Raw genomic sequence first — 24,627 nt, forward strand, 5'->3', positions numbered from 1 at the left:
AGCCGCGCGACGCGGACCCGCCACACCCGAAAATGAGCGAACGAGTGTTTGCTGGATGTCGGGGCGGTTGCGGGCCCTAGGCCCACTGCCCGAATTGGGGTTTGAGGATTTCGTTGATGTCCACCCCGACCCCACCGACGCTGCGCTTGTCGATCTCGACCTGGTGCAGGCTCGCGGCGGGATGGGTGAAACCCTTCGGCGAGCCCCAGTTGTGCTGCCAGAAGTATGAACCCAGGCCGTCGTGCAGCGCCCAATCGATGGTTTTCGAGTTGGCGTACACGCCGGTGCGCTGGTGTCCGATCACCGACTCCCAGGATCGCAGGTAGGGAACGACCTGCTGTTTGTACTGGTCGTAGGACGGGTCGTCATCGATTGACGCGTAGATCGGGGCGTTCGCCGGACCGCCGGCCGCGGCGTGCAACTGCATACCCCGCTGCGCGTGTTGCAGCCCGGCACCAGCGCCGCCCAGCCAGTCGGCGGTGCTGCCCTTGCCGTACTGGTAACACGAAACGATCTTGAGCCCGTTGCTGCTCAAGTCGTGGGCCTCGGAGACCTGGATCGGCTTGCCGAGCATCCAGTTGCCCCCGGGTCGGCGGTCCGAGACGTACCGGATCGATCCGACGGCCCCGGCGGCCCGGATCTGGCTGGCCGGGATGACGCCGGCCGCGTAGTCCAGCAAGGTGCCCAACGACGCCGACGCCGGCGCGGCGCGCAGCGACGCAGCCGCGACGCCCAGCCCTACCAGAGCAGGCGTGGCGGCCGCGAATTTGAGCACGTCACGGCGCGAGACCGACACATGCCACAGAGTACGACACAAACAACAAATGACACATTAGCCACAGGGATCACATGTGCATCACATTGCCGCATCGGCGGGCAGCACGATGACGCTGACGGCCTGCAGGCCGCGACGGGCGGTCTGCCGGGCGATCTCGTCAAGGAATCGGGCGGCCGCCGGGCTGATCGAGCCGGCCCAGGCCCGAAAGCCCTGGACGATCACCGGGTCGTGCGTCAACAACGGTTGCACGCCGCGCAGCACGGCGACCACGTCGTCGGGCAACGGGTCGGCCAGTTGCTGGTCGATCCAGCTCCGCGCGAGTTCGGTTGCGGCCGACTCGCGCTCGTCCAGCGCAACCACGTCGCCCGCGAGTTTGCGCAGTCGGTCGAACAGAACTCGATGACCCGGCGTCTCGGCCAGCCGCTCCAACAACGTGCTGGCCGCCGGCGGTAGCGCCATCTGCCCGAACAACGCGGGAACCGGCAGCTCCCATTCGTCGAACAGGTCGGCATACATCGCGGTGACGGGCGCGGAGAGCGGGGCGGTGAGCCTGCCGATGACACCGATGCTGTCGCGATGCCGGGTCGCCAGCGCACGCAGCAGGTGTTCGTCAACGTCGGCGGCGCCGGTATCGGTGGCCGCATCGATGGCGCCGATCAGCTGATCCAGCCGGTCGCGCTCGCGCACCAGCAGCGTGCGGTGCTCGTCCAGCAGGTCGGCCAGGGTGGTCTGGCCGCCGTCGAGCAATCGCTGAATGTCGTTGATGCCGACGCCGAGGCTTCTCATCAGGTCGATGCGCAACAGCTCGAGCACCTGTTCGACGTCGAAGACCCGATAGCCGTTGCTCAGATACTCGGCGCGCAGCAACCCGATTTTGTCGTAGTGGCGGATGCGGCCCGACGCGATCCCGGTCAGGGCCGTGACGTCGCCGATGAGCAACTGCTCAGCCACGGCTTGACCTTACAACCGTCGCAAGGTCTGTACTGGGCGAATGGATCGCGATCAGCTCATCGATCTGACGCGGCGCGCCTTGAAGCTGGCCCGCGACAAGGCGACCGATCTCGCACCGGGCGTGCACCTGGTCGACGCGGCCGATTACACGTCAATCGAGCGCCACGACCGGGACCGCGCGATGCTGATGGCCAGTCCCCAGCTGGTCGGCTACGTTTCGGAGCTGCCCAGCCCGGGCGCGTACTGCACCAAGACGGTGCTGGGCCGATCGATCCTGCTGACCCGCACAGCCGAGGGGTCGGTCAAGGCGTTCGAAAACGTGTGCCTGCATCGCCAGTCGCAGGTGGTCACGGGTTGTGGCAGCGCGAAGCGATTCACCTGCCCCTACCACGCGTGGACGTACGACAACAACGGGCGCTTGGTGGCACTTCCGGGACATGAGGGGTTCCCGGAGGTGACCGTCAAGTCCGACGGTTTGACCGAGCTGCCGGCCGCCGAATATGCGGGGTTCCTTTGGGTGGCATCGGATCCCGGCGCGCACCTCGACGTCGCCACGCACCTCGGGCCGCTGGCCGACGAGCTCGACTCGTGGGGCATCGGCCGGTGGTCCCCGCTGGGCGAGAAAGAGCTCGACTGCCCGATCAACTGGAAGCTGGCGGTCGACACCTTCTCGGAGAACTATCATTTCGCCACCGTGCACCGACAGACCTTTGCCACCATCGCCCGCAGCAACTGCACGGTATTCGACGCGTACGGCCCGCATCACCGGTTGATCTTCCCGCTCAACACGATCCTCGAACTCGACAACGTTCCCGAGGAGCGGTGGGACCCGCTCCACAACATGGTCGTGATCTATGCGCTGTTCCCCAACATCGTGTTATCGGTGACCATCGCCAACGGCGAGCTGTTCCGGATCTACCCCGGCGACCGCCCGGGCAGGTCGGTCACCGTGCACCAGAACTCCACCCCGCTGGACCTCTCCGACGACTCGGTGGCCGCCGGCGCTCAGGCTGTTTTCGAGTACGCGCACGCCACGGTCCGCGACGAGGACTACCGGCTGGTCGAGGGCCTGCAAGCCAATCTCGAATCGGGCGCCCGCGATCACCTGGTGTTCGGGCGCAACGAGCCGGGACTGCAGCATCGCCACATCAGCTGGGCCCGGGCGGTTGCCGAGGAACCGCACCGCGCCGGGACTGTAAATTCGCAGGAAAAGTTCGAGTAGAAGCCTGCGAAGTTTCAGTTTCGGCGAGCTGCTTTGCCCTCAATCCCCCGACGACAGCACGGCGATCAGGTCCTCGAGAACGGTTGCCAGCGCCGCGTTTTCGAGAGGATGCGTCACCCCGGCTAATAGCGACACCGCCTCGCTGCGACGGCCGGCGGCGACGAATTCCACCACCCGATCGACCGTCGCCTGCAGCTGCGGGGCGGGTGGGTCGACGTTTGCGACGGTGGTGGCCAGCACCTCGACCAGCTCCCAATCCCGGTAGAGCGCCAGCGAGCGCTCGTTGAACGCAAAACCGGAGACGGGTTTGCCCCAGAGTGTTCCGTGGTAGCGGTAGGGGCCTTCCATGTATTCAATCGGCAGGCCGTGCGCCGGGGCCGGCACCATCGGCTCCCCCACGATGTCCAATTGCAAAGTGGCGCAGGTGATCCGGTGGCGGTCGGGCATGTATCGGGCCGGGGCCACCGGCCGCATCAGCGGTCGCACCGCCTCCGGCCAGCGAACGTAGCTGCTGATCGTGACCTCGACGTCCTCGGCGCACTGCGGCGGTATCGCCGGGTCGGGATGACTCGTCGTGACACCCGTAAACGGCTGCAGCGCATTGCCGTTCGTGCGGTCGAACTGGCGCCAGATGCTCAAGTCCACGCCGTTGTCGAAGTTGATGGTGCGCCACTCGTGAGACCTGGCCCGCGGGTCGCCGCCCGATCCCCCGCCCCCGGCGTACTTCGGGAACCACTGCCGATCAACGTGCCCGCCACCGCCGAAGACCTGCTCGACGACATCCCCCCAGCGCAGGGTTCCGGTCATCGTCAGTCCGGTCTGGAAATACGAGTACGTCTCGCTTTGGCCGAAGCAGACGATCTTCCCGTTGTAGGTCGCCGCGCCCACCGGTGTCGGTGCGCGCGTTGGGGTTACGGCCAGATCCAGGCGCATGGGACGGCCGGTGTGGTCCTCGCCGACGAGGCTGACCCGGTAGGTGAAGGGCAGCAGCTTCCCCTCGGCGTCGAGGCACGTGGTCCATGACGCGGTGCCCGCGCCGCTGTGGTAGCTGATGTCGAGATGACCCGGCGCCATGTCGAGCTTGCGCCGCGCTCCCGGTTCCATGTTGGCCGGCGGCATGTCGTAATCCGTATAGGTGCCGTAGTCGCCGGTATCCAGGTCGAACAGCGCCATCGTGTAGAAGTCCGCGACCATCGTGCCGCCCGGCCGGTTCTTGTTGAAGATGGTCAGGAAGGCAAATGACCGGTCGCTGTCGGTCGCGTCGAGCCGGCCGGCGATGAACCAGGTGTCCGATTCCTGGTCGGGATGCTCGCCTTCGGCCGCGGGGAAATCCAGTTGGGAATCCCCGGGCACCAACTGGAACGGGTAACTGCGCCAATCGCTGGTCATGTCAGGCCTCGCTGCTTTTTTGGCTATGTTAGCGTAAATAGCGAAAATCCCGGTCGCGGCCCCGAGGAAGTGCCCGATGCCAGAAAATTCCGCCCATCGCTCCTACGACGAGCTCTTCATCGGGGGGCAGTGGCGCAAGCCCGCCAACCCACAGCAGCTCGCGGTGATCTCGCCGCACTCCGAAGATCCGGTCGGCCACGTCCAGGTGGCCGGGCCCGAGGACGTCGACGCCGCCGTCGCCGCCGCGCGGCACGCTTTCGACCACGGCCCCTGGCCGCGCATGACGCCCGTCGAGCGAATGGCCAAGGTGGAACAGCTCGCCGCGATCTACGGCGGCCATATGGACGAGATGGCCGACCTGATCACCGACGAGATGGGATCCCCGCGCAGTTTCAGCCGGCTCGGCCAAGGCGCGGCCGCGGCGTCGCTGATACACCTCGCGCTGGCGGCCGCCCGCGATTTCCCGTGGACCGAGCGCCGCCAGGGCGTGCTCGGCGAGGTGCACCTGAGCAGGGCCCCGGTCGGGGTGGTCGGCGCGATCGTGCCGTGGAACGTGCCGCAATTCCTGATCATGCCCAAGCTGATCCCGGCCCTGATCGCGGGCTGCACGGTCATCGTCAAGCCCGCGCCCGAAACTCCTTTGGACGCTTTGTGGTTGGCGGAGATGATCGAGCAGATCGACCTGCCCGAAGGAGTGGTCTCCGTGCTCCCCGGCGGCACCGACGTGGGCGAGGCGCTGGTGCGCCATCCGGGCGTGGACAAGATCGCATTCACGGGATCCAGCGCCGTCGGGCGCCGAATCGCCACGCTCTGCGGCGAGCAGCTGAAGCGCTACAGCCTCGAACTGGGCGGCAAGTCTGCGGCGATCATTCTCGACGACGCCGACATCGCCAAGACGGCGGCCGGGCTGAAATCCGCCGGCCTGATGAACAACGGGCAGGCCTGCGTTGCCCAGACCCGCATTCTGGTGAGCGATCGCCGCCACGACGAGGTCGTCGACGCGCTGGCCGAGATGATGTCGGCGCTGAACGTCGGCGACCCGGCCGACGAGGCGACCGACATCGGACCCCTTGTCGCCCAACGGCAACAGCGCCGGGTCCAGGAGTACATCAAGTCCGGCCGCAGCGAAGGCGCCCGCGTCGTTCTCGGCGGCGACGACAGCCCGTCGGACCGCGGCTGGTACGTGCGGCCGACGCTGTTCGCCGATGCCACCAACGACATGCGCATCGCCCGGGAGGAGATCTTCGGTCCCGTCCTGACCGTGCTGCGCTATCGCGACGAAGAGGACGCGATCCGGATCGCCAACGAAAGCGACTACGGCCTGGCCGGTTCGGTGTGGACTTCCGACATCGCGCACGGCCTTCAGATCGCGGCCGGCGTTCGCACCGGCACCTACGGCATCAACATGTACACACTCGACATCGGCGCGCCGTTCGGCGGCTTCAAGCAGTCCGGCATCGGGCGCGAGTTCGGTCCGGAGGGCCTGCACGAGTACGTCGAGCTGCAGACGTTGGTGTGCAAGGGGAAGTTGCCGCCGCTGTAGCGGCTCCGATCTCCACGCCGGGTCGCGGCCGAGCAGCGCGAGAAGCCTTGCCTGAACGTCGACGTCGTCGCTCACCGCGATGGGGGCTTTGAACATTCCCGAGGCGACCAAGCTCTGCGGATCGGACGGCAAGGGGGCGCAAAACTGCTCACACCACCCGGGGTCCAGCCGGTCGTCGGCGCCGACCGCGCGGGCGAGGTCCCAGGTGTGCACCAAGACATCGCGCGTCAGATTCGGCACCAGCCGGTACGCATCCAGTTGGGCGGCTCTGCCGAGTTCGAACGCCGCTGTCAGCGCCTCATAAGTCAGCCGCCGCCGCGCAAGTGGGTCTTCTCGCGGCCGGTCGGGCTTCAAACCTAAGGGGCGCAACAGAAGTACGTCATGGAAGCCGATGACATGCTCGAGCACTCCCCGGGCATCCCACTCGTCGCGCGGCGACCGACGATCCCAGTTGCCCTCCGCCGATCGAACCGCCTCGCCGAACCGTCGGCACACGGCCAGGTGCCGTTGGACCGCGTCAACCACTTTCGGGCATCTGCAGGGTGAGCTCGACCGGACAACACAGGGCGCCATGCTGATTGGTCACCTGGATTTCGATGTCGACCAGGCAGCGAGGCGGGTCCACCGAGGTGTCGCGCCGCTTGGCCACCGCCCGCCCACGTCCGATCATGGTGTCACCGGCGTAGACCGATCCGGCCAGCCGCATCGAACGGCGCACCACGCGGCTGCTCGGGCCCGCCCAGTCGGTCGCAACGCGGTCAGCGAATCCGGCCAGGTGCATGGTGTTGACGTAAATCGTCGGGTTGCCCTGGCTTTGGGCGTAGGTGGGATCGAAATGGCCGGGGAAGTAGTCCCAGGTCGCACCCGCGTTTTCCACGACCCGCTGGTAGCTGATGTGGTCGACGACCTCGGGCAGGTCGACGGGAACCTCGATCGCGTTCCAGTCCAGGTCGCTCACGATGGCGGCCCAGGCGTGAAGCGGAACAAGGTATTTCGGCAGGTGGCCACCACGGCGCCGTCTTGACGCCGATAGGTCTCCAGCGTCTCGACGAAATGGCCGACCCCCAGCCGCGTCCGCTTTTCCGGCGACACCGACACCAGTTCCTCCACGACGGTGAGCAGATCTCCTTCGACGATGGGCTGTAGAAATTCGACCTCGTTGGCCGCGTTGATGAACGTGGTGCCCGGCAACGGCACACGCAGCACGGCCGACGCCACCGGCGGCCTACCGGCCGGCTCCCACGGCGGCGGAATCAGCCAACCCATCAACAGGGCCGGCGGAGCGAGCAACCCTCCCCATCGCTGTCGCGCGAACTCGGCGTCCCAATACGAACGATTACCGTCGTGGACCATCGCGGCGAACAGTTGGATGCGCGCGCCGCTGACCGGGGTCGCCGCGGTGCGCGGTTCGCCCTTCGCGCCGACCATCCGCAGCGCGTCTTCATAGCTGCCGAAGGCCAGCTGGTAGCTGAGGTCCGGATCCACGTAGCGGTGTCGCTCACATGACGAGCGGGTGCCGGCTCGGGACCGAATCCCAGGCGAGCACACGGGAAGTGAAGTACCAGCCGCCGCGCTCGTAGATCAGCGTGTCCCGGAAGGTCCCGGTGGCCCGGAGCGTGGTGTCGCCATACATGGCGGCGAACAGCACCGCGACGCAACGCTGGCTGGCGTTGACGCCGTCGATGTGGATCTCGTGGTCGAGGGTGACTAGGCGCTGCCCGTCGCCGCCGTCGAAGGCCGCGCGCAGATCGGTGAACAGATCGCCTTGGCGGGTGTAGCTGGCGCCTGAATGGCGGAAGGTGGCGATCCAGCGATCGCGGTCGCCGTCGGAGTAGGCCCGGTTGTGCCGGGCACTCAGGTCCAGGATGCCAGCGCGCCCCGTCGCGGCGTGAAGGAACTGCTCTTGCTGATAGGTCAGGGTCATCGTGGCTCTCCAGCCTCCGTCCGAAATTGACGCGAAAATTGCCTCAAGTAACACTAACTTAACTTAGCGACTGACGATATAACCATGTTCTTCGCGATCCCAAGTGGCCTCATTTACGCCACGTGCGCGCAACAAATCTTTACGTATTCGTCCAATCACGTTCTTCGGAAGTTCATTGATCGTCTCCACGAATCGCGGCACGCAGAAGTACGGCATCCTGGCGGCGCAGAAGTCGAGCAGCTCCGCGCAATCCAGTGTGGCGCCGGGGCGCAACGTCACGAACAAGAGGATGTCGTCCTCGCCCAACTCGCTGAGGACCCCGACCGCAGCGGCTTCGGCCACCGCCGGGTGACGCAAGGCGACGGCCTCCACTTCGACCGAGGAAACATTTTCCCCGCGGCGACGCAGCGAGTCTTTGACGCGGTCCACATATGTCAAATTCTGTTCGGCATCGAGTCGGCCCAAATCGCCGGTGCGAAACCACTCCGGGTGCGGGTCCACCCGCAAACCCTGACTTACGTAGCCTTCGCTCATCACGTGCGGGTGTCTGGGCCGGCAGGCGATCTCACCCACGGTTCCGGTCGGCAAGGGATCGCCGCGCTCGTCGACGATGCGCACGTCGAAATGGGGATTCGGCCGTCCCGACGTCCCGGGCACCCCGTCGTCGGAAACGCCTTTGACGGCGATCGGAAAGGCCTCCGTCATCCCGTACATCGTGACGATCCGGCAGCCATAACGCTTTTCGATCTCGCGGTAGGACTTCGCGTCGATGGGCGCGGCCGAGATGAACCGCAACGGCAGCTGCGCGTCACGCGGGTCGGCTGGCAGATTCTGCAGCATCGACACCATCGCGCCCGCGCCGGCGAAACCGACGGCGCCGCGGGCGCGGATGTCATCCCAGACCTTGCCGGGGTGAAAGGCCTTGGCCAACACGGTCGTTCCACCGACCAGCATCGGGGCCAGCACGCTGGGCGCCGCACTGAGGTGAAACAGCGGCATCGCCGTCCACAGCGTCTCCCCCGGACCGAATTCCCAGGCCGACGCGGCGGTCGCGGCCACACAGAACAGGTAATGCCAGGTCGTGGCAACGGCTTTCGACGGCCCGGTGGTGCCCGAGGTGTAGAACAGCACTCCCACGTCCGTCAGGGCGGCGGGGCTGTCGGTCACCGGAACGTCGGCGTCGAGGTGCAACGTGGCGGTCAGCGAATCATCCTGGACCACAACGCCGGTCACCGTATCCAGCTGCTCCACCGCCTCGTCGACGCGCGGCCGCCGCTCGGCATCGGTGAGGATCACCTTGGCCCGCGACAGCCGCAGCGCATGCAGCAGGAACTCGCCCTTGTTGGCCGCGTTCACCGCCGCGCTCACCGCGCCGATGCGCGCGGCGCCCAGCCAGAAGTACACCCATTCAGGGCAGGTGGCGGTGAACAACGCCACGCAGTCGCCGCGGCCGACGCCCAGGCCGGCCAGCATGTGCGCCGCCGCGCGAGAGCGCTGCCGCATCTGCTCGAACGTCACGTCCACGCCGGCGATCGACATCATCACCCGGTCGGGGTGCTCCTCGGCCCGCCGGTCCAGCACGGCCGGCACGGTGAAGCTGTCGACCCCGAAGTCGGCGGGCCCCGGCGGCATCAGGCTTTCGCGGCCGCCGGGTCGGGCTCACCGTCGGCGGTGTAGCCGAAGTCCGAAGGGGAAGTCCGCTCGCCCGGGTAGAAGCGGTGCGCCCAGCGGCGAAGCGCCGCGTAGTCGTGCGCCTCTTCGGGCGCCAGGTTCGGCTTCTCGAGGTATTTCATGTTCTCCCAGGTGAAGAAGTCCTGCTTGATGACCTCTTGCTGCAGCGCCAGGAACTTGGCGGCGCGGCCGGTGGGCACGTCGCCGGTGTCGCCGGGCTCGCGAATGGAAGCCTGCGTGTAGAAGTAGTCGGTGTAGTCCTCGTCGACGGGCGTCTGCCCCGTCACCTGGACGGTGGCCACCAGCTCGCTCGGGAAGCGAACCAGCCCGAGGCCCAACGAGTAGTTGTCGTAGATGATCTTGGCGTCGACCGGCCCGTTCGGCGTCAACCAGGTCGACGCGCGCCCGCCGCCGAAATGCGCGTTGACGGTGGCGTGCAGGTGGTAGCCGGACACCTCGAACGACGATGTGGTGGCGGGGTTGGCGGCCTTGTGCACGTATTGAACGTGGTAGGGGTCGGCGGCGTTCTCGATGATCATCTGCGGGTGCACCTTGACCCGGTTGAGCATCTGGGTGTGCGGGTGCAGCGGGTAGTACTCGTTGGTTTCCAGCTCGGGCAGCACCGGCGGCTGCCAGTACGGCGCCCGGCCGTGCCGCTCGTGCCAGACGAGGATGAACCCGTACCACTCCATGCTCGGGTAGGTGCGGACCCGGACGTTGTTCTTGCAGCCGATCTTGCTGTACGGGATCAGGGCATTGCTGCCGTCCCCGCGCCATTGCCAGCCGTGCCACGGGCAGACGATGTTCTCGCCCTCCACGGTACCGCCGACGCCCAAGTTGGCGCCGAGATGCTGGCAGTAGGCGTCCAGCACGTGCGCCTGGCCGGACTCGGTGCGGAACAGCACCAGCTCCTCGCCGAAGTAGTGCGCGCGCTTGACCTGGCCGGCGGCCAGGTCGGAGGAGAAGGCGACGATGAACCAGCCCGTCGGGAACCGGTAGGTCGACAGCGCGATGCCGGCCTGCCCGAACTCGCGTTCCGAGGGATCGGCGGCCGAATCCGATGCCGAGTCTGAAATTGTGTCGGTCACAAGCGCTCCAAGTTCGACGACTGGGTCTATTTTTACTATCTTAAGCATAGAACGTCAACGCGGCACCGAACAGGTCCTGCAGAGCGGGGTTTGAATATGACGGCTGCGGCAGTGGATCTATCCGATTTCACCCTGTGGCACAACGGTTTTCCCGACGAGCTGTTCGCCGAGCTGCGGCAAACCCGGCCCCTTTTCCGCCACGACCTGACGCCCGGGGTGGCAGAGACGGTGCAGCGCGACTTCTGGGTGGCCACCAAGCACCGGCACACGGTCCGGCTGCACCGTGACACCGATTCCTTCACCGCCGTGGACGGCCCGCTCATCCAGCCGGTCGGGATGTTCTCGTCGTATCCGACGATCATCAACATGGACCCGCCGGGACTGAACAAGCGCCGCAAGCTGATCTCCGGCGCGTTCAACCCGCGCGCGGTGGGCAAGCTCGAGGACGGCATCCGGGCACGCGCCGCGGCGATGATCGACCGGCTGCTCGAACGCGGCGGCGGCGACTGGATCGATGACGTCGCCGACGCCCTGCCGATGACGGTCATCGGCGACATCATCGGCATACCGGAGGAGGACCGGCCGCGGATCTTCGATTCCCTGGACCGCATTCTGAAGGCCAATTCGCCCGGGGCGCGACTGAACCGGCAGGACTACACCGACCTCTACGCCACCATCTTCGGGTACGCGATGGAACTTACCGCGGAGAAGCGGCGCAATCCGACCGACGACATCTGGAGCACGCTGGCGACGGCGGTGATCACCGGCGACGACGGCGAGGAGTTCAGTCTGCCCCCTAGCGAGTTGGAGTTCTTCTTCTTCGTGCTGACGTTCGCCGGCAGCGACACCACCAAGAATGCGCTGGCCATCGGGGTACAGGCGTTCGCGGAAAACCCGGAGCAGATCCAGCGATACCGCGAGCAGGAAGCACTGCGCCCGAGCGCCATCGAGGAGGTGTTGCGCTGGGCATCCCCGGTCGCCTACTGGACGCGCACCGCGAAGGTCGACGTCGAGATGGACGGCCAGCACATCGCGAAGGGCGAGCGGGTGGTCTCGATGCTGCGTTCGGCGAACCGCGACGAGGAGGTGTTCGAGTCTCCGTTCACCTTCGACATCGGACGGCAGCCCAACCCCCAGGTCGCGTTCGGGGGCGGCGGACCGCATCACTGCCTGGGCGCGATGCTGGCGCGCGCGGAGCTTCGCGCGGTGTTCGACGAACTGCTGCTGCGCTGCGACGACATCGCCCCCGGGCCGGCCACCGTGGCCTACCCGAACCTGCTCACCAACATGTCGATCTATGACGAGATGGCGATTTCGCTGACCGAGCGACGCTAGCTCAGTCGATCAGCCGAAGCGCGGCCTTGGGGCACTGGTCCACCGCGGCGCGCACGTCGATCTCCAGCCGCGGCGGCACGGGGCCGTCCGCGATCTGCACCACGTCTTCGTCCCCCAGTTCGAATACCTCCGGGGCGAGCGATTCGCAGAAGCCGTTGGCCTCACACATGTTCTCGTCGACCGTCACGCGCATCGAACGCCCTCCTTAACCCTCACTTTTCGAGGCCCTTCGGACGGGTCCCGATCACTTTGCTGCTTGCCAGCTTCGCCAGGTCTTCGTCGGTCAGCCCGCACCGATCGCGCAGTATCTCCCCATTGTGCTCGCCCAGCCTCGGCGGCGGGCGGCGCAGCCACCTGTCCTGCCCGGCGAGCTTGGCGAACGGCGGGCACGGATAAAGGCCCGCACCGGTGCTCGCGTGGTCCAGGGTCTCGAGGAAGCCCCGGTCCCGCAGTTGGGGATTCTCGGTGACCAGCGACGGGGACACCGCGGGGGCGGCGGGAACGCCCGCCCCGGCCAGGCGCTCCACCGTCGAGTCGAGCGGCCGCCCGGCGAACCAGTCCCGCAACCGGCGATCGACGTCGTCGGCTCGCTCGCACCGCCCGGCGACGGTGGCCAGGCCCTCGTCACACCAGGCGGGCCGGCCCATCACCTCGACCAGGGCCCGCCATTGCCGGTCGTCGCGCACGGTGACCGCGATCCAGTCGTCCTCGCCGGCGCACCGGTAGAGGTTCTGGATCGACTGGCCGTGACCGCGATTGCCGCGCCGGGCCAGCGTCACCCCGAACACCTCGGATTCGATCGCCTGGATCGCGGTGGCGTTGAGCACCGTTTCCAGCATCGGCAGCTCGAGCTGCTGGCCCGAACCGGTGCGTTCGGCGAAGCTCAGCGCGGCCAGCACGGCGAAGGCGGCGTGCACGCCGGCCAGCGGGTCGCACGCCCCGCGCGGCGCAACCGGCGGGGCGTCCGGCAGCCCGGTCACCCAGGCCAGACCGGCGATCTGCTCCATGGTCGGGGCGAACCCGACCCGGTCACGCCACGGACCGTCCAGGCCGAACGCCGGCATCCGCGCGACCACCAGTTTCGGGTTGACCTCCAGCAGCACGTCGGCGGTGAGACCGAACTGGTCCATCACCCGCGGCGAGAAGTTCTCGATCACGAGGTCGGCGCCGGCCGCCAGCTTGAGGAACAGATCGCGTCCCTCGCCGGAGCCCAAATCCAGTGTGACGGCACGCTTGTTGGTGTTCATCGCGTGGAACACCCAGCCGTACTCCCACCAGTCGTCCACATCGGTGCGCATCCCACCCGAGTAGCGGATGCCGTCGGGCCGCTGTATCGACTCCACCTTGATGACGTCGGCGCCGAACGCGGCCAGCAGGTGGGTCGCGGCGGGCCCGGCCCAGAACGCGGTCAGGTCGACGATGCGCACCCCCTTGAGCGGCAGCCCGCGCCGCGCCGGGTCGGGCCCGGATGCGCTTGCCTCCCAAGCCGCTTCGTCGTCGGCCTCACCGGCGGCGGGGGCGGCGCGCAGCGGCGCGGGGCCACACGCCGACATCAGCCACGGCGGCCGGGGTTGGTGAAAGCCGGCGGGGTTGCGGGCGAACACGTCTCGCTGCTTCACGTACTCGAGATCGCGGATCGTGGAGCCGTTGCCAAGCGCCGCGATCGGCAGCCGGAACAGCTGCCCGAGCTCGACGATCTCCGCGACGGTCCGCTCGGCCAGCCACGGGCCGATCTGTTCGCGGATCAAGTCGCGGTAGGCCCACCGGCCGATCTGGAAACGAAGCTGTTCGATCTCCTCGAGCTGCGGGCACTCGACCATCGCGCAGAAGTCGAGCCACTGCTGGCCGGTGACCATCGTGATCCCGACGTAGCCGTCCTTGGCCGGCTCGATGGACGGCACTTCGAGGGTGCGGCGGACCGGCGGAACGCGCAGCAGCTGCGAATGCAGCCATTCGCTGCTCTGCATCGCGGTCATCGCCTCGAGCATGGACAGGTCCAGGTGCTCACCGGGCCCACCGCGCTCGACGCGGCGGCGCACGGCCAACGCGCCGAATGCCGCGTACACGCCGCCCATGTACTCCCCCAAATCGCCGCCGATCGCGATCGGGGGCCCCGCGGGATCGCCGCGAAAGCCCGGCGAGCCGGCCCACGCTTGCAGGGTGAACTCGCTGGCGGCGCGGTCGGCATACGGTCCGGTCCAACCGAAGTCGGAGATCGTGACGACGATCGCCCGCGGGGACTCGGCCAGCAGCCGCTGCGGATCGATGCCCAGCGCCGCGGCCCGCGACCGGCCCGCGGTGACGACCACGACGTCGGCGCCGGCCAATTCGGCCCGGTACCGCTCGGAGTCGGCGGTGAGGGTCAGGCTGCGCTTGCCGGCGTTGAGATAGCCGAAGAACGGCGAGGTCTCACCGGCGGGCAGCGGCGAACAGGTGGCCGAATAGCGGCGCAGCCAATCCCCGTGCGGCGGCTCGATTTTGCGCACCTGCGCCCCGGCATCGACCAACAACTTCCCGCAGTAGCTTCCGGCTATCCGGTCGCTGATCTCGACGACACGCAGTTCGTCGAGCGGTGTCGGCCGGCTGCCGGGCTCGCGCCTCACCCGGCTATTTATACCATTACTGCTAAAATAGCTAAGCCAGACGAGCACGCGAGGATTGGATGACCGCCCTGGGAATTGGCCCCGACGCCCGGCGCCGACTATCCGCGCCGAGGATCGCCGAAATCGTAGCCGACGAGTTGCGCCGCCAGATCATCGACGGCGAACTCGCCGACGGAGATCTCCTGCCGCGCCAGGAGGTGCTGGTCGAACAGTTCAACGTCAGCCTGGTTTCCCTGCGCGAGGCGCTGCGGATCCTGGAAACCGAGGGGCTCGTCTCGGTCCGGCGCGGCAACCGCGGCGGTGCCGTGGTGCACGCGCCCGCCAAGACTAGCGCGGCCTACATGCTCGGCCTGTTGCTGCAGAGCGAGTCCGTCGAGGTCGCCGACCTGGGCACGGCGTTGCGGGAACTCGAGCCGGCGTGCGCCGCCCTGGCGGCCCAGCGGCCCGACCGGGCGGACACGTTGGTGCCGGAGCTCAAGCAGGTCAACGACGCCATGGCCGAGCACCTCGAAGACGGTCGCCTCTTCACCGAAATCGGCCGCCAATTCCACGATCTCGTCGTTCGCGGCTGCGGTAACCACACCATCATCGCCGTCGTCGGCAGCCTGGAGACGCTGTGGACCAGCCACGAGCAGCAGTGGGCGGACGAGAGCGCCGCGCGGGGCACCTATCCCTCGTTGGCTCAGCGCCGCGCGGTACTTAACACGCACGTCAAGCTGACCGACACCATCGCGGAGGGTGACGTCGACCGCGCTCGCCGCATGGCGGGTCGCCATCTCGCCGACACCCAGACCTACGTGCTGTCCGGCCGGCCCGACCTACGCATCTATGCGCTTTCGCCGCAGGCTCTTTCGCGTTCGGGATCCCGCCCGCGGGACATCCGGCGCCCGTGACGTTAATGCGAACCGCATTGGTCACCGGCGGCAGCGGTGGGATCGGCAAGGGATGCGGCCGCAAGCTGAGCGAGCTGGGTTACGACGTGGTGCTCGCGGCGCGGCGCGAAGCCCCGCTGCGCGCGGCCGCCGAGGAGATCGGCGCGCGCCACATCGTGGCCGACGCCTCCGATCCGGACGGATTCGCTTCCGCGATAAGCGCTTTGGAGCGACTCGACCTGGTCGTGCACGCGGCGGGCACGCTGGGCGGGACCTACGCGCGCAAGCAGACTTTCGATCAGTGGCGGGCCATCCTCTCGGCCAACCTGGATTCGTGTTTCGTGGTGACCGCCGCGGCGCTGCCGCTGATGCGGGCGGGCTCGCGGTTCGTGTTCATCTCGTCGTCGGCGGCGCATGAGCCGATGATGGCGCGGACGGCCTACTCGGCGTCGAAGGCCGGCATGAACGCGTTCGCCCGCGCCCTGGCGCTCGAGGTCGACCGCGACGGTATCGCCGTGCACATCGTGACGCCCGGCCCGGTGGAAACCGAGATGCTGCAGGACGTTCCCTTCGAGATGTACGCGATCCAGGTATCCGATGTCGCCGAGGCGGTCGCCTGGCTCGACACGGTCGACCCCTCCGTCGACCTGCCGGAGATCCGGTTGTCCGCCGTGCAGCGGGGCCCGTACGCCCGGCCGCCGGTGGTGCCTACGGAAGCCCGGCGCCGGCGCCAGCCAACGCCTTGATCACCGATTCCCCGAACTCGTGCAGCGAATCCGGGACGGCGAAATCGGCGAACCACACGTAGAACCGCTCCACGCCCTGGGCGGCCAGGCCGGTGAAGTGCCCGATCAATTCGTCGGCATCCCCGCAGACCAGGCCCGACCCGAGGTTGCCGAACCGCCTCTTGCTCACCTCGCGCACCTTGTGCGGATCGCTTCCTGTCCGGACAAATCCCACCATCTGCTGGACCGAGACCCGGGCCGTGCCCGCGGCGGGGGCCAGCGTGGACAGCTTGTCCAGGTGGTTCGCCGGCACATTCCACCAATCCGCATACCTGCGAACAAGTTCCATCAGCCGGGGCCCGGTGCCGCCCAGGACCAGCGGTATGGGATGGCTTCTGCGCGGGGCCTGCGCGGCCTCGCCCTCGTCGTCACCCCAGTACTGCCTGATCAGCTCCAGGTGCCGCCCGAGCTGCTCGACCCGGGCCTTCGGATCCTGCTGGCCCACATCGAATCTGGTGAATTCGGCGGGCCAGGACCCCGCGCCGAGGCCGAGCTCGAACCTGCCCTCCGACGCGTCCGAGAGGGTGACGGCCTGCTTGGCGAGCACGGCGGGATGCCGGAAGGCGTCGCAGAGCACCAGGTGGCCGATCCGTAGCCGTTCGGTCTTGGCGGCCACCCAGGTGGCGATGCCCATTGCCTCCCAAATGTTTTCGTCGGCCAAACCCGGCGCCTCGAGGTGATCGATGAACGCCACCCCGGTAAAACCGCTGGCCTCGGCATGGCGGGCCCGCTCGGCGATGTCGGCCACCGGCAACCGCACCTGCGGCAGGAACAAATACCACTCCACCATGGGGCCACCTATGCTCGCGCCGATTGCAACAAAGCCGCTAGTTTACTATTTTTATTATGTTAGGGGTCTTATGGATGTCGGTCTGACTTCGGAGCAGTTGTCGCTGCGCGACACCGTGCGCGGCATCCTGCGCACCGAGTGTCCCCCCGACGCCGCCCGCCAGGCCCTCACGGACCCCGAACGCTGGCGCGCCCCGTGGAAGACGGTCGTCGATTTGGGCTGGACCGAACTCGCCTCGCCCGACGGCGGCGACTACGGGCCCGTCGAGGCGGCGCTGGTTCTCGAGGAGTGCGGGGCCGCCCTCGCGCCGATCCCGTTGCTCAGCAGCGTCGGCCTGGCCGCGGGGGCCCTGCGGTCCAGCGGCCTGGACGCGGTGCTCGCCGAGATCGCCGGCGGCGTCGTCGCCGCGCTGGCCGTCCACACGAAAGGATCACGGCTGCCCGGCGCACCGATGACCTTGCGTGGCGGACGCCTGCGCGGACGGGCGGTCGCGGTTCCGAACCTAACCCGCGCCGAACTGGTCGTCACCCTGGCGCATGGCGACCACGGTGTGGTGGCCGCGGTCGCGCGCTGCGGCAGTGCCAGCGGAGTGACCGTGCTTGCGGTCGAGTCGACCGACCCCGCGCAACCGGTGGCCGACGTCGAAATCGACGCCGAGCCGTTGGCCACCGCGGCGGTGGAGCTCGAAGCGGCGCTGGCGGCGCCGCTGGTGGCCGCGGCCGCCGACCTGGTCGGCGTGGCGAGCGGCGCCCTGCACCGCGCGGTCGAGCACGCGAAGGCGCGCCGCCAGTTCGGCTCGCCGATCGGCGCGTTCCAGGGGATCAAACACGCGCTGGCCGACAACCACGTCGCCGTGGAACGCGCGCGCAGCCTCACCTACGCCGCCGCGGCCCGGCTCGCCGATCCGGACGGCGGGGACTGTTGGACCAGCGCGGCCCTGGCCAAGGCGGCGGCCGGCGACGCGGCCGTCAGTTGCGCGCGCACCGCGGTGCAGGTGCACGGTGCGCTCGGTCAGACGTGGGAGCACGACATCCACCTCTACGTCCGGCACGCCTGGCAGGGCGCCGCGCTGCTCGGCGACGGTCGCGCGCTCTATCACGAGGTGGGCCGCCGGTTCGCGGGAGGCGCGGGATGAGCGCCGTAATCGAGGAATTCGGCCGCTGGCTGACGGAATTTCTGCCGAAGGACTACTACGAGCGGTATCGCGAGTACCGCTGGGACCTGCCGCTGCGGCGCGACTACCAGCGGGCCGCGTTCGAGGCCGGGTGGCTCCAGCCGACCTGGCCCCGCGAGCACGGCGGCCGGTCGCTGGGCCTGCGCGACGCGATGGAGGTCCGGATCGAGGGTGCGCTGCGGTCCGCGCCCAAGCTGCCCAACATTCAGGGGCCCGGAGTTGCCGCGCCCGGCATCCGTCAGTTCGGCACACCGGCCCAGATCGACCGGCTGCTGGTCCCCCTGCTGCGCGGCGACGAATGGTGGGCACTGGGCATGTCCGAGCCGGAGGCGGGATCCGATTTCGCCGGCCTGCGCACGCGGGCCGAGCGCGACGGCGACGTCTTCCGCGTCAACGGCCACAAGATATGGACCACGCAGGCCCATCTGTCGCGGTGGTGCACGCTGTATGCCCGCACCGATCCGGAGGCGCCGAAGCATCGCGGCATTTCCTGCCTGATCCTCGACCTGCACGCGCCGGGGGTCAGAATCGAGCCCATCCGGATGGCGTCGATCTCCGACGAGACGTTCTGCGAGGTCTTCCTCGACGACGTCGAGGTGCCAGCGGAAAACCTGCTCGGGCCGCTGCACGGCGGCTGGAACGTCGCGCTGTCGTCGCTGCACCACGAACGCCAGATGATCTGGATCATGAACTGGGTCGAGATCAAGCGGGGGCTCGACGCGGTGCGCGGGGCGGGGCCGACCGACGACATCTGCGCCGAGCTCGGCTCGCTCCTCGCCGACGCCGAGGCGCTGCGGGCAACCGGGTACCGCGCGCTGGGCAACGAGCTGGCGGGACGGGCGAGCCCGGAAGCCGACATTCTCAAATTGCTCGGATCGGTTACCTTGCAACGGGTTTGGGAACTGGCCGCCGTCGCCAAGGGACAGGATGGGGTGAGTGATCCGGATCTGCTGTTCGAGCGCCAGGACGCGCTCGCCGCAACCATTTACGGCGGAACGTCGGAAGTGCAGCGCAATATCATCGCCGAGCGCCTGCTCGGGCTGCCGAAGGGATGACGACGATGGACTATGACCTCGGCGAAGACGCCGCCAAACTGCGAAACCACCTGCGCGAGTTGGTGTCCAACCACATCCCCGCCGACTTCCTCGGCGCCTGCACCGACGACCCGCAGGACCTGGCTACCACCGAGACGTTCTGCAAGCTGCTGGCCTCCGAGGGCCTGCTGGCGCTGGCATGGCCGAAAGAGCATGGGGGCGGCGGCGGTTCGGTGTGGCAGCAGACCGTGTTGCGCGAGGAGATGTGGGCACAGCACGAGCCCCGCGGTCCGCAGTACATGGGGATCAACTGGGTCGGCCCCGCGCTGATGCGGTACGGCACGGCCGAGCAGAAGGCCAAGCACCTGGCGGCCATCACATCCGGGGACGTGATCTGGTGCCAGGGCTTTTCCGAGCCAGAGGCCGGAACCGACCTCGCCTCGCTGCGCACCCGCGCGGTCAAAGACGGTGACGGTTGGCGCATCACCGGCCAGAAGGTGTGGACGTCGTATGCGCTGATGGCTTCCTGGTGCGTGCTGGCCGCGTGCACCGATCCCGACGCCCCAAAACCGAAGCGGCTCACCCTGTTTCTGATCCCCATGGATCGGCCGGGCTTTACCGTACGGCCCATCGGGTCGATGCTGGGACCCCATCACCTCAACGAGATGTTCCTCGACGACGTGCAGGCCTTCCCCGGCGACGTCCTCGGCGAGGTCGGCGACGGCTGGCGGGTGATGCGCGAGGCGCTGGCCTTCGAGCGGGTCGGCATCGCGCGCTACGCGCGGTGCGAGTCGCTGCTGGACCGGATGCGCAGGCAGCTCGGCGCCGAGTGGGACTCGCTGCCCGAGTCCATTCGCGTCCGGTGGGTGCGGGCGCTGGCCGACCTCCGGGTGGCCAGACTGCTGGCGTACCGGGCCATCTCGCTGCAGGACGATCCGTCGGCGGGGGCGGCGGCCAGTGCAGCCCGCATCGCCACGACCACCTGTGATCAACAGGTCGGCGAGCTGCTCTTCGACGTGCTGGGTCCCGCTGCGCTCGACAGCGGCACGTCGGCGCCCCTGCACGGGGCCATCGAGGATCACTGGCGCTACGCACAGGCCGCCACCGTGGCATCGGGCACCATCGAGGTGCAGCGAATGCTGGTGGCACGCGACGTTCTGGGAGAACACAGGTGAAAACCGAACTGCCGCAGGATATCAGCGACTTCGCCGCCGTCGCCGCAAAGCGACTCACCCGGTTGGGCGGCCCCCCGGCCGCGCTGCGCGCCGAGTCCGACGACGGCGTCCGGGACGCGGCGCGCGCGGCCCTGAATGACGTCGGCGCGTTCGAGCTCGAGGTCCGGTCGGCCAACGACGACCTGCTGGCCGCCGCGGTGCTCTGCCAGGCCGCCGGCGCGACCGCCCTGCCCTATCCCGTCGTCGAGGAACTGCTGGCGATCGACGGCGCCCGCCTGGCCCTGGTCAACCCCGAAGCGCCGCGCATCGACCACGGCGACCTGCCGGGCAACTGGGTCGCCGCCGACCTGGACGGCAACCGCTACCACCCGCGGGCGGCGTCGCGCACCAACGCCAAACTGGGGCCATTTCTGGTGCCGGCCACATTGAGCGCACCCGACGGAACCGTTCCGGCCGGCGACGTTAACCTTCATCTCGTGCTGGGATCATGGCGGATTCTGGGAGCCCTGCAGCAGTCGCTGCACATCGTCACCGAACACGTGCGCGCCCGGGTTCAGTTCGGCAAGCCACTGGCGGACTTCCAGGCCGTCAGGTTCGCCGTCGCGGACGCCGCCGTCGGGGTGCGAGGCCTGTACGAACTCGCGAAGTACACCATCAGCCGACCGGAATCGCTGCCGGTGCAGGTGCATTCGGCCGACGCGCTCCTTCTGAGGTACAAGGCCGCCGATACTGCGCGACAGCTGCTGCGCACCTCGCACCAGCTGCTCGGCGCCCTGGGTTTCTGCGACGAGTCCGACGTCAGTGTGCTCGACCGGCACACCCAGCCGCTGATCCGGTTGCCGCTGGGCGCCGAGGCCCTGGCCCTGCGCCTGATACCCGACGCGCGCGACGGCAATCTGGAGACGCTGTTCAGCGGCCCGGTACCCGCGTGAGCACCGAGCCCCTCGCGCCTTCGGCGACCCCCACCCCCCTGGAAGACGGCATCCCGTTCGGAACCAAACTGCAGCAGCTCGCCGAAGAACGGGGCGACGATCCCGCGGTGACGGTCGTCGCGCTCGACGGCACCGCGGAGTCGCTGACCTTCGGTGAACTCGACGCCCGCGCCAACCAGTGGGGGCGCGCGCTGGCGGCCGGCGGCGCCGGCCTGGGTTCCCTTGTGGCCCTGGCCATCCCGAACTCCGTGCATCTGATCCTCGCCGCGCTGGGATGCTGGAAGATCGGCGCGGTTCCGGTTCCCATGCACTGGGATCTGCCCGAATGGGAGCGAGATCGGGTGCGCGACGTGATCGCCCCCGCCGTCGTCGTCGATGAAAGAACCCGGTGGGAGCTGGGGGCGCGCGCGGCCGGCGAGTCCGCGAGCCCGCTGCCCCCGGTCGTTTCGCCGCACGCCAACGGAATCTGCAGCAGCGGGTCGACCGGCGTGCCCAAGGTGATCCTCAGCTTGGCGCCGTCAGTGTGGACCCCTCAACACGGCGAGCCGTTCCTGTCGAACTGGACGCCGGTCGCCCAGCCGCAGACGATCATGGTGCCCGCGCCGATGTATCACACCAACGGCTTCGCGACCTTTTTCTTCCTGCTGGCCGGCGATCATTTGGTCGTGCTCGAGAAGTTCGACGCGGCACTGGTTTTGGATGTGATCGAACGCTTCAGGATCACGAATTTCACGGCCACACCCACGATGCTGGCGCGCATCGCGGCCCGGCCCGACGTCCGGCAGCGCGACCTTTCCAGCGTCGTCTTCATCCTGCAGGGCGCCGCCGTGATGCCGGCGTCGCTCATGCACACCTGGTTCGAGCTGCTGAGCCCCGAGCAGATCGTGTCGGCCTACGGGATGACCGAGAACCTGGGTCTCACCGCGCTGCGCGGCGACGAGTGGCTGGCCCATCCGGGCAGTGTCGGCCGCGGTTTCCGGGACACCGAAATCCGGATCCTGGACGCCGGTAGGGCACCCCTTGGGCCCGGCGAACACGGCGAGATCTACCTGCGCTCAACGATGGCCGCGGGATCCCGCTACCTAGGCGGAGCGGCGCCGCTGCCGTCGACCGACGACGGGTTCCGTTCCGCCGGTGACATCGGCTACCTGGACGAGGACGGCTACCTCTACATCGTCGACCGCCGCGTCGACATGATCGTCACCGGCGGCGCCAATGTCTTTCCGGCGGAAGTGGAATCGGCGCTGGCGGGCCATCCCGGCATCGCCGACGTCGTGGTCATCGGACTCGCCGACGCGCAGTGGGGCCGTCGCGTGCACGCCGTGGTGCAGCCCGCGGAGGGCGCTTCGCTGAGCGAAGAACAGGTGATCGAGTACGCCAAGAGCCGCCTCGCCCACTACAAGGCGCCCAAGACCGTCGAGTTCGTCGACGCGATCCCGCGCACCGCGGCAACGAAGGTCAATCGATCGGCGATGATCGAGACGCGGGGCGGCTAGCGCCAGCTCACTCCCATAATTCTGCCGAATACAGGAACAGCCCCCAGCTGAATTCCGCACCATAACGCTCTCCATTCCAGAGGAACTCGTACCACTCGTGGCCGGGCAGAAGGTCGTCGAATAGGGGCCGTTGGTGGCCACCCCTCAGGGGCCCAAAGTGCGCGGCGAACTCGGTCACGTCCGTACTCCAAGTGGGCAACTCGGCTGGCGAATCGACGCCAGGAAGATGGCCTCTAACGTGCCAGTATCGCGCGGACTCGAGCCGTCCGTCTTTAGCAGAGGTGGCCTTGAAGTCAAACTCGGGCCACAGGAGGCTGCTGTATTCCAGCGATGTGGAGTCCCGGTCTGCAATCCCGAGCAACTTCTTCATACTCGCAAACCTTGACGTGCCCGAGTCAGGCGCTTCGCCGACGCGCCCATGTATTCGTTCCGCGGCGGCGAGCGGCAGCCGGTGGTCGGCCAGTGTAGCTTCTAGTAATTTAGCGTCTTTTTTATTGACCATTCTCAACTTCATCGTCATGAGTAAGAACACCTCGAGGTCAATTACTGTGACGGGCGAGGGCGTGTCCATGAGGCTCCGAAAGGCTCAAAGACTTCTAATCTTCAGGCCACGACTTAGCCGTAAACATGAACAGCCCCCAGCTGAAGCCCGCACCGTAACTCTCACCTCCCCATGGAAATTCGTACTCTTCATAGGCGGGGAGGAATTTGTCGGACAAGGGCCACTGGCGGCCACGCCGCATAGGCCCGAATTTCTCTATGAACTCAGTAACGTCCATGCTCCAAATAGGCAGCTCGATCGGGGAACCGACGCTGGATGGATTGCGAGTCCTGTGCCAGTAGCGCGCCGACTCGAGTAGTCCGCCTGCACCCGAGACGGCCTTGAAGTCAAATCCAGGCCACAATACGCTGCTGTATTCCAGTGATAGAGCATCCTGGTCTAGAATGCCCAATAGTCTCTTCATATTTCCAAAGTAAGCGGCTTCGTCGCCAAGAGCTTCGACTATTCGCTCGTGTATACGTTCCGCGTCATCGACGGAGAGCTCGTGTTCAGCTAATTTGGCTTCTAGTTGAGCTTGCTTACGCGACATTGATATCCTTAGCTTCATCGTCATGAGCAGATAAACCTCGAACTCAACAATCGCCGGAGCAGAGACGGTATTCATAGCACATCCCTTCACTTACCAAGGTGGGGCAAGAATTGTGTAAGGTCGCCCTTAAACACCGAAACTGATCCGTCACTGCGTACCATCATTGCTACGCCCTGGTCTAGCCTCGCGGGTAACACCACCTTTGTTCCATCGGGTAGGTTGGCGATTCCACCAGTTTCACCGAACGCGCTCTGCGCGGCAATCTCGGTTGCCTCCGCAGCATGCTCCTGATCAAGGTGCAGAGAAGTCACCTTGTCCGCCAAGGCCTGGAGTTGCCCGGAGCCCTTCGGAACCGCCGCAACCTCGCGACCAATTTCCGCAGCCTGGTCGGCAATGCTCGGACTTGTGGGCGCAGGTGGCTGTTGGGCCCCGGGCGTATGTGGCTGCTCTGGTGCCGGTTGCGTCCAGGATGGTATATCCGTCCGTACGGCCTCTTTGCCCGGCGAATATTGTGTGCTCGACGAATTCAATTGCCTTTCGAGTTGTGACTTCCAGGAATTGTAGGTCCAGGCTTCCTGGTTGTAGGCGTTCACCGCGTCCAAATTGGTGGGGTCAGGCCGCCAAGAATTGTGGCGCTCGATGTCTTTTATCAACTGCTCGTATGCCCGCTGCGCTGCCTCCACCGATTTCGGCACCGGTGGGCTGGCCCACGAAGGAGGCGACGGTGGCTTCAGTGGCGGGTCGCCCGGTGAGGGCGGCGGAACGGGTGGTAGC

The 24,627-nt window shown here is 67.4% G+C and carries 24 protein-coding genes; 10 read left to right on the plus strand and 14 right to left on the minus strand.

What is annotated here, in order from left to right; translation table 11 throughout:
• Positions 1-76: 76 nt before the first annotated feature.
• The gene (locus A5787_RS14210; RefSeq protein ID WP_066967772.1) at positions 77-796 is read right to left on the minus strand and encodes a glycoside hydrolase domain-containing protein; all 720 of its coding nucleotides are present in this window, start codon (positions 794-796) and stop codon (positions 77-79) included.
• A gap of 60 nt (positions 797-856) precedes the next feature.
• On the minus strand, positions 857-1,729 hold the full coding sequence (locus A5787_RS14215) for a MerR family transcriptional regulator (protein ID WP_066967773.1): 873 nt from the start codon (positions 1,727-1,729) through the stop codon (positions 857-859).
• Positions 1,730-1,769: 40 nt separating this feature from the next.
• Here A5787_RS14215 and A5787_RS14220 point away from each other — a divergent pair, with 40 nt between their 5' ends.
• Positions 1,770-2,951 carry an aromatic ring-hydroxylating dioxygenase subunit alpha gene (locus A5787_RS14220; RefSeq protein WP_066967775.1) on the plus strand — a complete coding sequence of 394 codons (1,182 nt, stop codon included), beginning with the start codon at positions 1,770-1,772 and terminating at the stop codon, positions 2,949-2,951.
• Positions 2,952-2,990: 39 nt separating this feature from the next.
• Here A5787_RS14220 and A5787_RS14225 read toward each other — a convergent pair whose 3' ends face one another.
• The gene (locus A5787_RS14225; protein ID WP_066967778.1) at positions 2,991-4,340 is read right to left on the minus strand and encodes a secreted hydrolase; all 1,350 of its coding nucleotides are present in this window, start codon (positions 4,338-4,340) and stop codon (positions 2,991-2,993) included.
• A gap of 76 nt (positions 4,341-4,416) precedes the next feature.
• Between A5787_RS14225 and A5787_RS14230 the strand changes: the two genes are divergently transcribed.
• Positions 4,417-5,883 carry an aldehyde dehydrogenase gene (locus A5787_RS14230; protein ID WP_066967781.1) on the plus strand — a complete coding sequence of 489 codons (1,467 nt, stop codon included), beginning with the start codon at positions 4,417-4,419 and terminating at the stop codon, positions 5,881-5,883.
• Positions 5,884-6,400: 517 nt separating this feature from the next.
• Here A5787_RS14230 and A5787_RS14235 read toward each other — a convergent pair.
• The 5 genes from A5787_RS14235 to A5787_RS14255 all read right to left on the minus strand — a co-directional run bounded on the left by A5787_RS14235 (position 6,401) and on the right by A5787_RS14255 (position 10,566).
• Entirely contained in the window at positions 6,401-6,841 is a 441-nt protein-coding gene (locus A5787_RS14235; RefSeq protein WP_082977215.1) for a MaoC family dehydratase, read from the minus strand.
• Positions 6,838-7,311, minus strand: a complete 474-nt coding sequence (locus tag A5787_RS14240; RefSeq protein WP_197507134.1) for a MaoC family dehydratase N-terminal domain-containing protein — start codon at positions 7,309-7,311, stop codon at positions 6,838-6,840. The genes A5787_RS14235 and A5787_RS14240 overlap by 4 nt, the downstream gene beginning before the upstream one ends.
• A 70-nt stretch (positions 7,312-7,381) precedes the next feature.
• Positions 7,382-7,807 (minus strand): nuclear transport factor 2 family protein, encoded by a 426-nt coding sequence (locus tag A5787_RS14245; RefSeq protein WP_066967790.1) that lies wholly within the window; start codon positions 7,805-7,807, stop codon positions 7,382-7,384.
• Between the two features lie 63 nt (positions 7,808-7,870).
• The gene (locus A5787_RS14250; RefSeq protein ID WP_066967791.1) at positions 7,871-9,439 is read right to left on the minus strand and encodes an AMP-binding protein; all 1,569 of its coding nucleotides are present in this window, start codon (positions 9,437-9,439) and stop codon (positions 7,871-7,873) included.
• The gene (locus tag A5787_RS14255; protein WP_156763946.1) at positions 9,439-10,566 is read right to left on the minus strand and encodes a Rieske 2Fe-2S domain-containing protein; all 1,128 of its coding nucleotides are present in this window, start codon (positions 10,564-10,566) and stop codon (positions 9,439-9,441) included. Before A5787_RS14255 ends, A5787_RS14250 begins: the two co-directional genes overlap by 1 nt.
• A 96-nt stretch (positions 10,567-10,662) precedes the next feature.
• Here A5787_RS14255 and A5787_RS14260 point away from each other — a divergent pair, with 96 nt between their 5' ends.
• Complete coding sequence (locus A5787_RS14260; RefSeq protein WP_066967796.1) at positions 10,663-11,901, plus strand: cytochrome P450; 1,239 nt, start codon at positions 10,663-10,665, stop codon at positions 11,899-11,901.
• A 1-nt stretch (position 11,902) separates the two neighbouring features.
• Here A5787_RS14260 and A5787_RS14265 read toward each other — a convergent pair whose 3' ends face one another.
• Complete coding sequence (locus A5787_RS14265; protein WP_066967798.1) at positions 11,903-12,094, minus strand: ferredoxin; 192 nt, start codon at positions 12,092-12,094, stop codon at positions 11,903-11,905.
• Between the two features lie 19 nt (positions 12,095-12,113).
• Positions 12,114-14,504 (minus strand): CoA transferase, encoded by a 2,391-nt coding sequence (locus tag A5787_RS14270; protein ID WP_066967800.1) that lies wholly within the window; start codon positions 14,502-14,504, stop codon positions 12,114-12,116.
• Positions 14,505-14,563: 59 nt separating this feature from the next.
• Between A5787_RS14270 and A5787_RS14275 the strand changes: the two genes are divergently transcribed.
• Complete coding sequence (locus A5787_RS14275) at positions 14,564-15,397, plus strand: FadR/GntR family transcriptional regulator (RefSeq protein WP_066967803.1); 834 nt, start codon at positions 14,564-14,566, stop codon at positions 15,395-15,397.
• 5 nt (positions 15,398-15,402) lie between these two features.
• Positions 15,403-16,122, plus strand: coding sequence for an SDR family oxidoreductase (locus tag A5787_RS14280; protein WP_066967805.1), 720 nt, complete (start codon positions 15,403-15,405; stop codon positions 16,120-16,122).
• On the opposite strand, the gene A5787_RS14285 is transcribed toward A5787_RS14280, so the two are convergent.
• The gene (locus A5787_RS14285) at positions 16,085-16,951 is read right to left on the minus strand and encodes an LLM class flavin-dependent oxidoreductase (protein WP_066967808.1); all 867 of its coding nucleotides are present in this window, start codon (positions 16,949-16,951) and stop codon (positions 16,085-16,087) included. The two genes, A5787_RS14280 and A5787_RS14285, sit on opposite strands and share 38 nt — an antisense overlap.
• Before the next feature lie 70 nt (positions 16,952-17,021).
• Here A5787_RS14285 and A5787_RS14290 point away from each other — a divergent pair, with 70 nt between their 5' ends.
• Genes A5787_RS14290 through A5787_RS14310 form a run of 5 tightly spaced genes read left to right on the plus strand, consistent with a single transcriptional unit; the run spans position 17,022 to position 22,762 of the window.
• Complete coding sequence (locus tag A5787_RS14290) at positions 17,022-18,086, plus strand: acyl-CoA dehydrogenase family protein (protein WP_066967811.1); 1,065 nt, start codon at positions 17,022-17,024, stop codon at positions 18,084-18,086.
• Complete coding sequence (locus A5787_RS14295) at positions 18,083-19,180, plus strand: acyl-CoA dehydrogenase family protein (RefSeq protein WP_066967814.1); 1,098 nt, start codon at positions 18,083-18,085, stop codon at positions 19,178-19,180. The genes A5787_RS14290 and A5787_RS14295 overlap by 4 nt, the downstream gene beginning before the upstream one ends.
• A complete protein-coding gene (locus A5787_RS14300) occupies positions 19,177-20,334 on the plus strand; it encodes an acyl-CoA dehydrogenase family protein (protein WP_197507126.1) in 1,158 nt (385 codons plus the stop codon). Before A5787_RS14295 ends, A5787_RS14300 begins: the two co-directional genes overlap by 4 nt.
• Complete coding sequence (locus tag A5787_RS14305; protein ID WP_066967817.1) at positions 20,331-21,266, plus strand: acyl-CoA dehydrogenase family protein; 936 nt, start codon at positions 20,331-20,333, stop codon at positions 21,264-21,266. The genes A5787_RS14300 and A5787_RS14305 overlap by 4 nt, the downstream gene beginning before the upstream one ends.
• On the plus strand, positions 21,263-22,762 hold the full coding sequence (locus A5787_RS14310; protein WP_066967820.1) for a class I adenylate-forming enzyme family protein: 1,500 nt from the start codon (positions 21,263-21,265) through the stop codon (positions 22,760-22,762). Before A5787_RS14305 ends, A5787_RS14310 begins: the two co-directional genes overlap by 4 nt.
• Positions 22,763-22,769: 7 nt before the next feature.
• On the opposite strand, the gene A5787_RS14315 is transcribed toward A5787_RS14310, so the two are convergent.
• From A5787_RS14315 to A5787_RS27370, 3 genes are all read right to left on the minus strand, one after another.
• Entirely contained in the window at positions 22,770-23,282 is a 513-nt protein-coding gene (locus tag A5787_RS14315) for a hypothetical protein (protein ID WP_231993983.1), read from the minus strand.
• Between the two features lie 76 nt (positions 23,283-23,358).
• A complete protein-coding gene (locus tag A5787_RS14320; protein ID WP_066967828.1) occupies positions 23,359-23,928 on the minus strand; it encodes a hypothetical protein in 570 nt (189 codons plus the stop codon).
• An 11-nt stretch (positions 23,929-23,939) separates the two neighbouring features.
• Positions 23,940-24,446 (minus strand): hypothetical protein, encoded by a 507-nt coding sequence (locus tag A5787_RS27370; RefSeq protein ID WP_231993984.1) that lies wholly within the window; start codon positions 24,444-24,446, stop codon positions 23,940-23,942.
• Between the last annotated feature and the right edge of the window lie 181 nt (positions 24,447-24,627).

It is taken from the genome of Mycobacterium sp. 852002-50816_SCH5313054-b (assembly GCF_001667185.1).
GTDB lineage: Bacteria > Actinomycetota > Actinomycetes > Mycobacteriales > Mycobacteriaceae > Mycobacterium.

Excerpts from the sequence above, each read along its gene's own strand:
- A5787_RS14220 (WP_066967775.1), top strand. The coding sequence starts at position 1,770 with ATGGATCGCGATCAGCTCATCGATCTGACGCGGCGCGCCTTGAAGCTG.
- A5787_RS14225 (WP_066967778.1), bottom strand. The coding sequence starts at position 4,340 with ATGACCAGCGATTGGCGCAGTTACCCGTTCCAGTTGGTGCCCGGGGAT.
- A5787_RS14230 (WP_066967781.1), top strand. The coding sequence starts at position 4,417 with ATGCCAGAAAATTCCGCCCATCGCTCCTACGACGAGCTCTTCATCGGG.
- A5787_RS14240 (WP_197507134.1), bottom strand. The coding sequence starts at position 7,311 with ATGGTCGGCGCGAAGGGCGAACCGCGCACCGCGGCGACCCCGGTCAGC.
- A5787_RS14245 (WP_066967790.1), bottom strand. The coding sequence starts at position 7,807 with ATGACCCTGACCTATCAGCAAGAGCAGTTCCTTCACGCCGCGACGGGG.
- A5787_RS14250 (WP_066967791.1), bottom strand. The coding sequence starts at position 9,439 with ATGCCGCCGGGGCCCGCCGACTTCGGGGTCGACAGCTTCACCGTGCCG.
- A5787_RS14260 (WP_066967796.1), top strand. The coding sequence starts at position 10,663 with ATGACGGCTGCGGCAGTGGATCTATCCGATTTCACCCTGTGGCACAAC.
- A5787_RS14265 (WP_066967798.1), bottom strand. The coding sequence starts at position 12,094 with ATGCGCGTGACGGTCGACGAGAACATGTGTGAGGCCAACGGCTTCTGC.
- A5787_RS14275 (WP_066967803.1), top strand. The coding sequence starts at position 14,564 with ATGACCGCCCTGGGAATTGGCCCCGACGCCCGGCGCCGACTATCCGCG.
- A5787_RS14280 (WP_066967805.1), top strand. The coding sequence starts at position 15,403 with ATGCGAACCGCATTGGTCACCGGCGGCAGCGGTGGGATCGGCAAGGGA.
- A5787_RS14285 (WP_066967808.1), bottom strand. The coding sequence starts at position 16,951 with ATGGTGGAGTGGTATTTGTTCCTGCCGCAGGTGCGGTTGCCGGTGGCC.
- A5787_RS14290 (WP_066967811.1), top strand. The coding sequence starts at position 17,022 with ATGGATGTCGGTCTGACTTCGGAGCAGTTGTCGCTGCGCGACACCGTG.
- A5787_RS14295 (WP_066967814.1), top strand. The coding sequence starts at position 18,083 with ATGAGCGCCGTAATCGAGGAATTCGGCCGCTGGCTGACGGAATTTCTG.
- A5787_RS14300 (WP_197507126.1), top strand. The coding sequence starts at position 19,177 with ATGACGACGATGGACTATGACCTCGGCGAAGACGCCGCCAAACTGCGA.
- A5787_RS14315 (WP_231993983.1), bottom strand. The coding sequence starts at position 23,282 with ATGACGATGAAGTTGAGAATGGTCAATAAAAAAGACGCTAAATTACTA.
- A5787_RS14320 (WP_066967828.1), bottom strand. The coding sequence starts at position 23,928 with ATGAATACCGTCTCTGCTCCGGCGATTGTTGAGTTCGAGGTTTATCTG.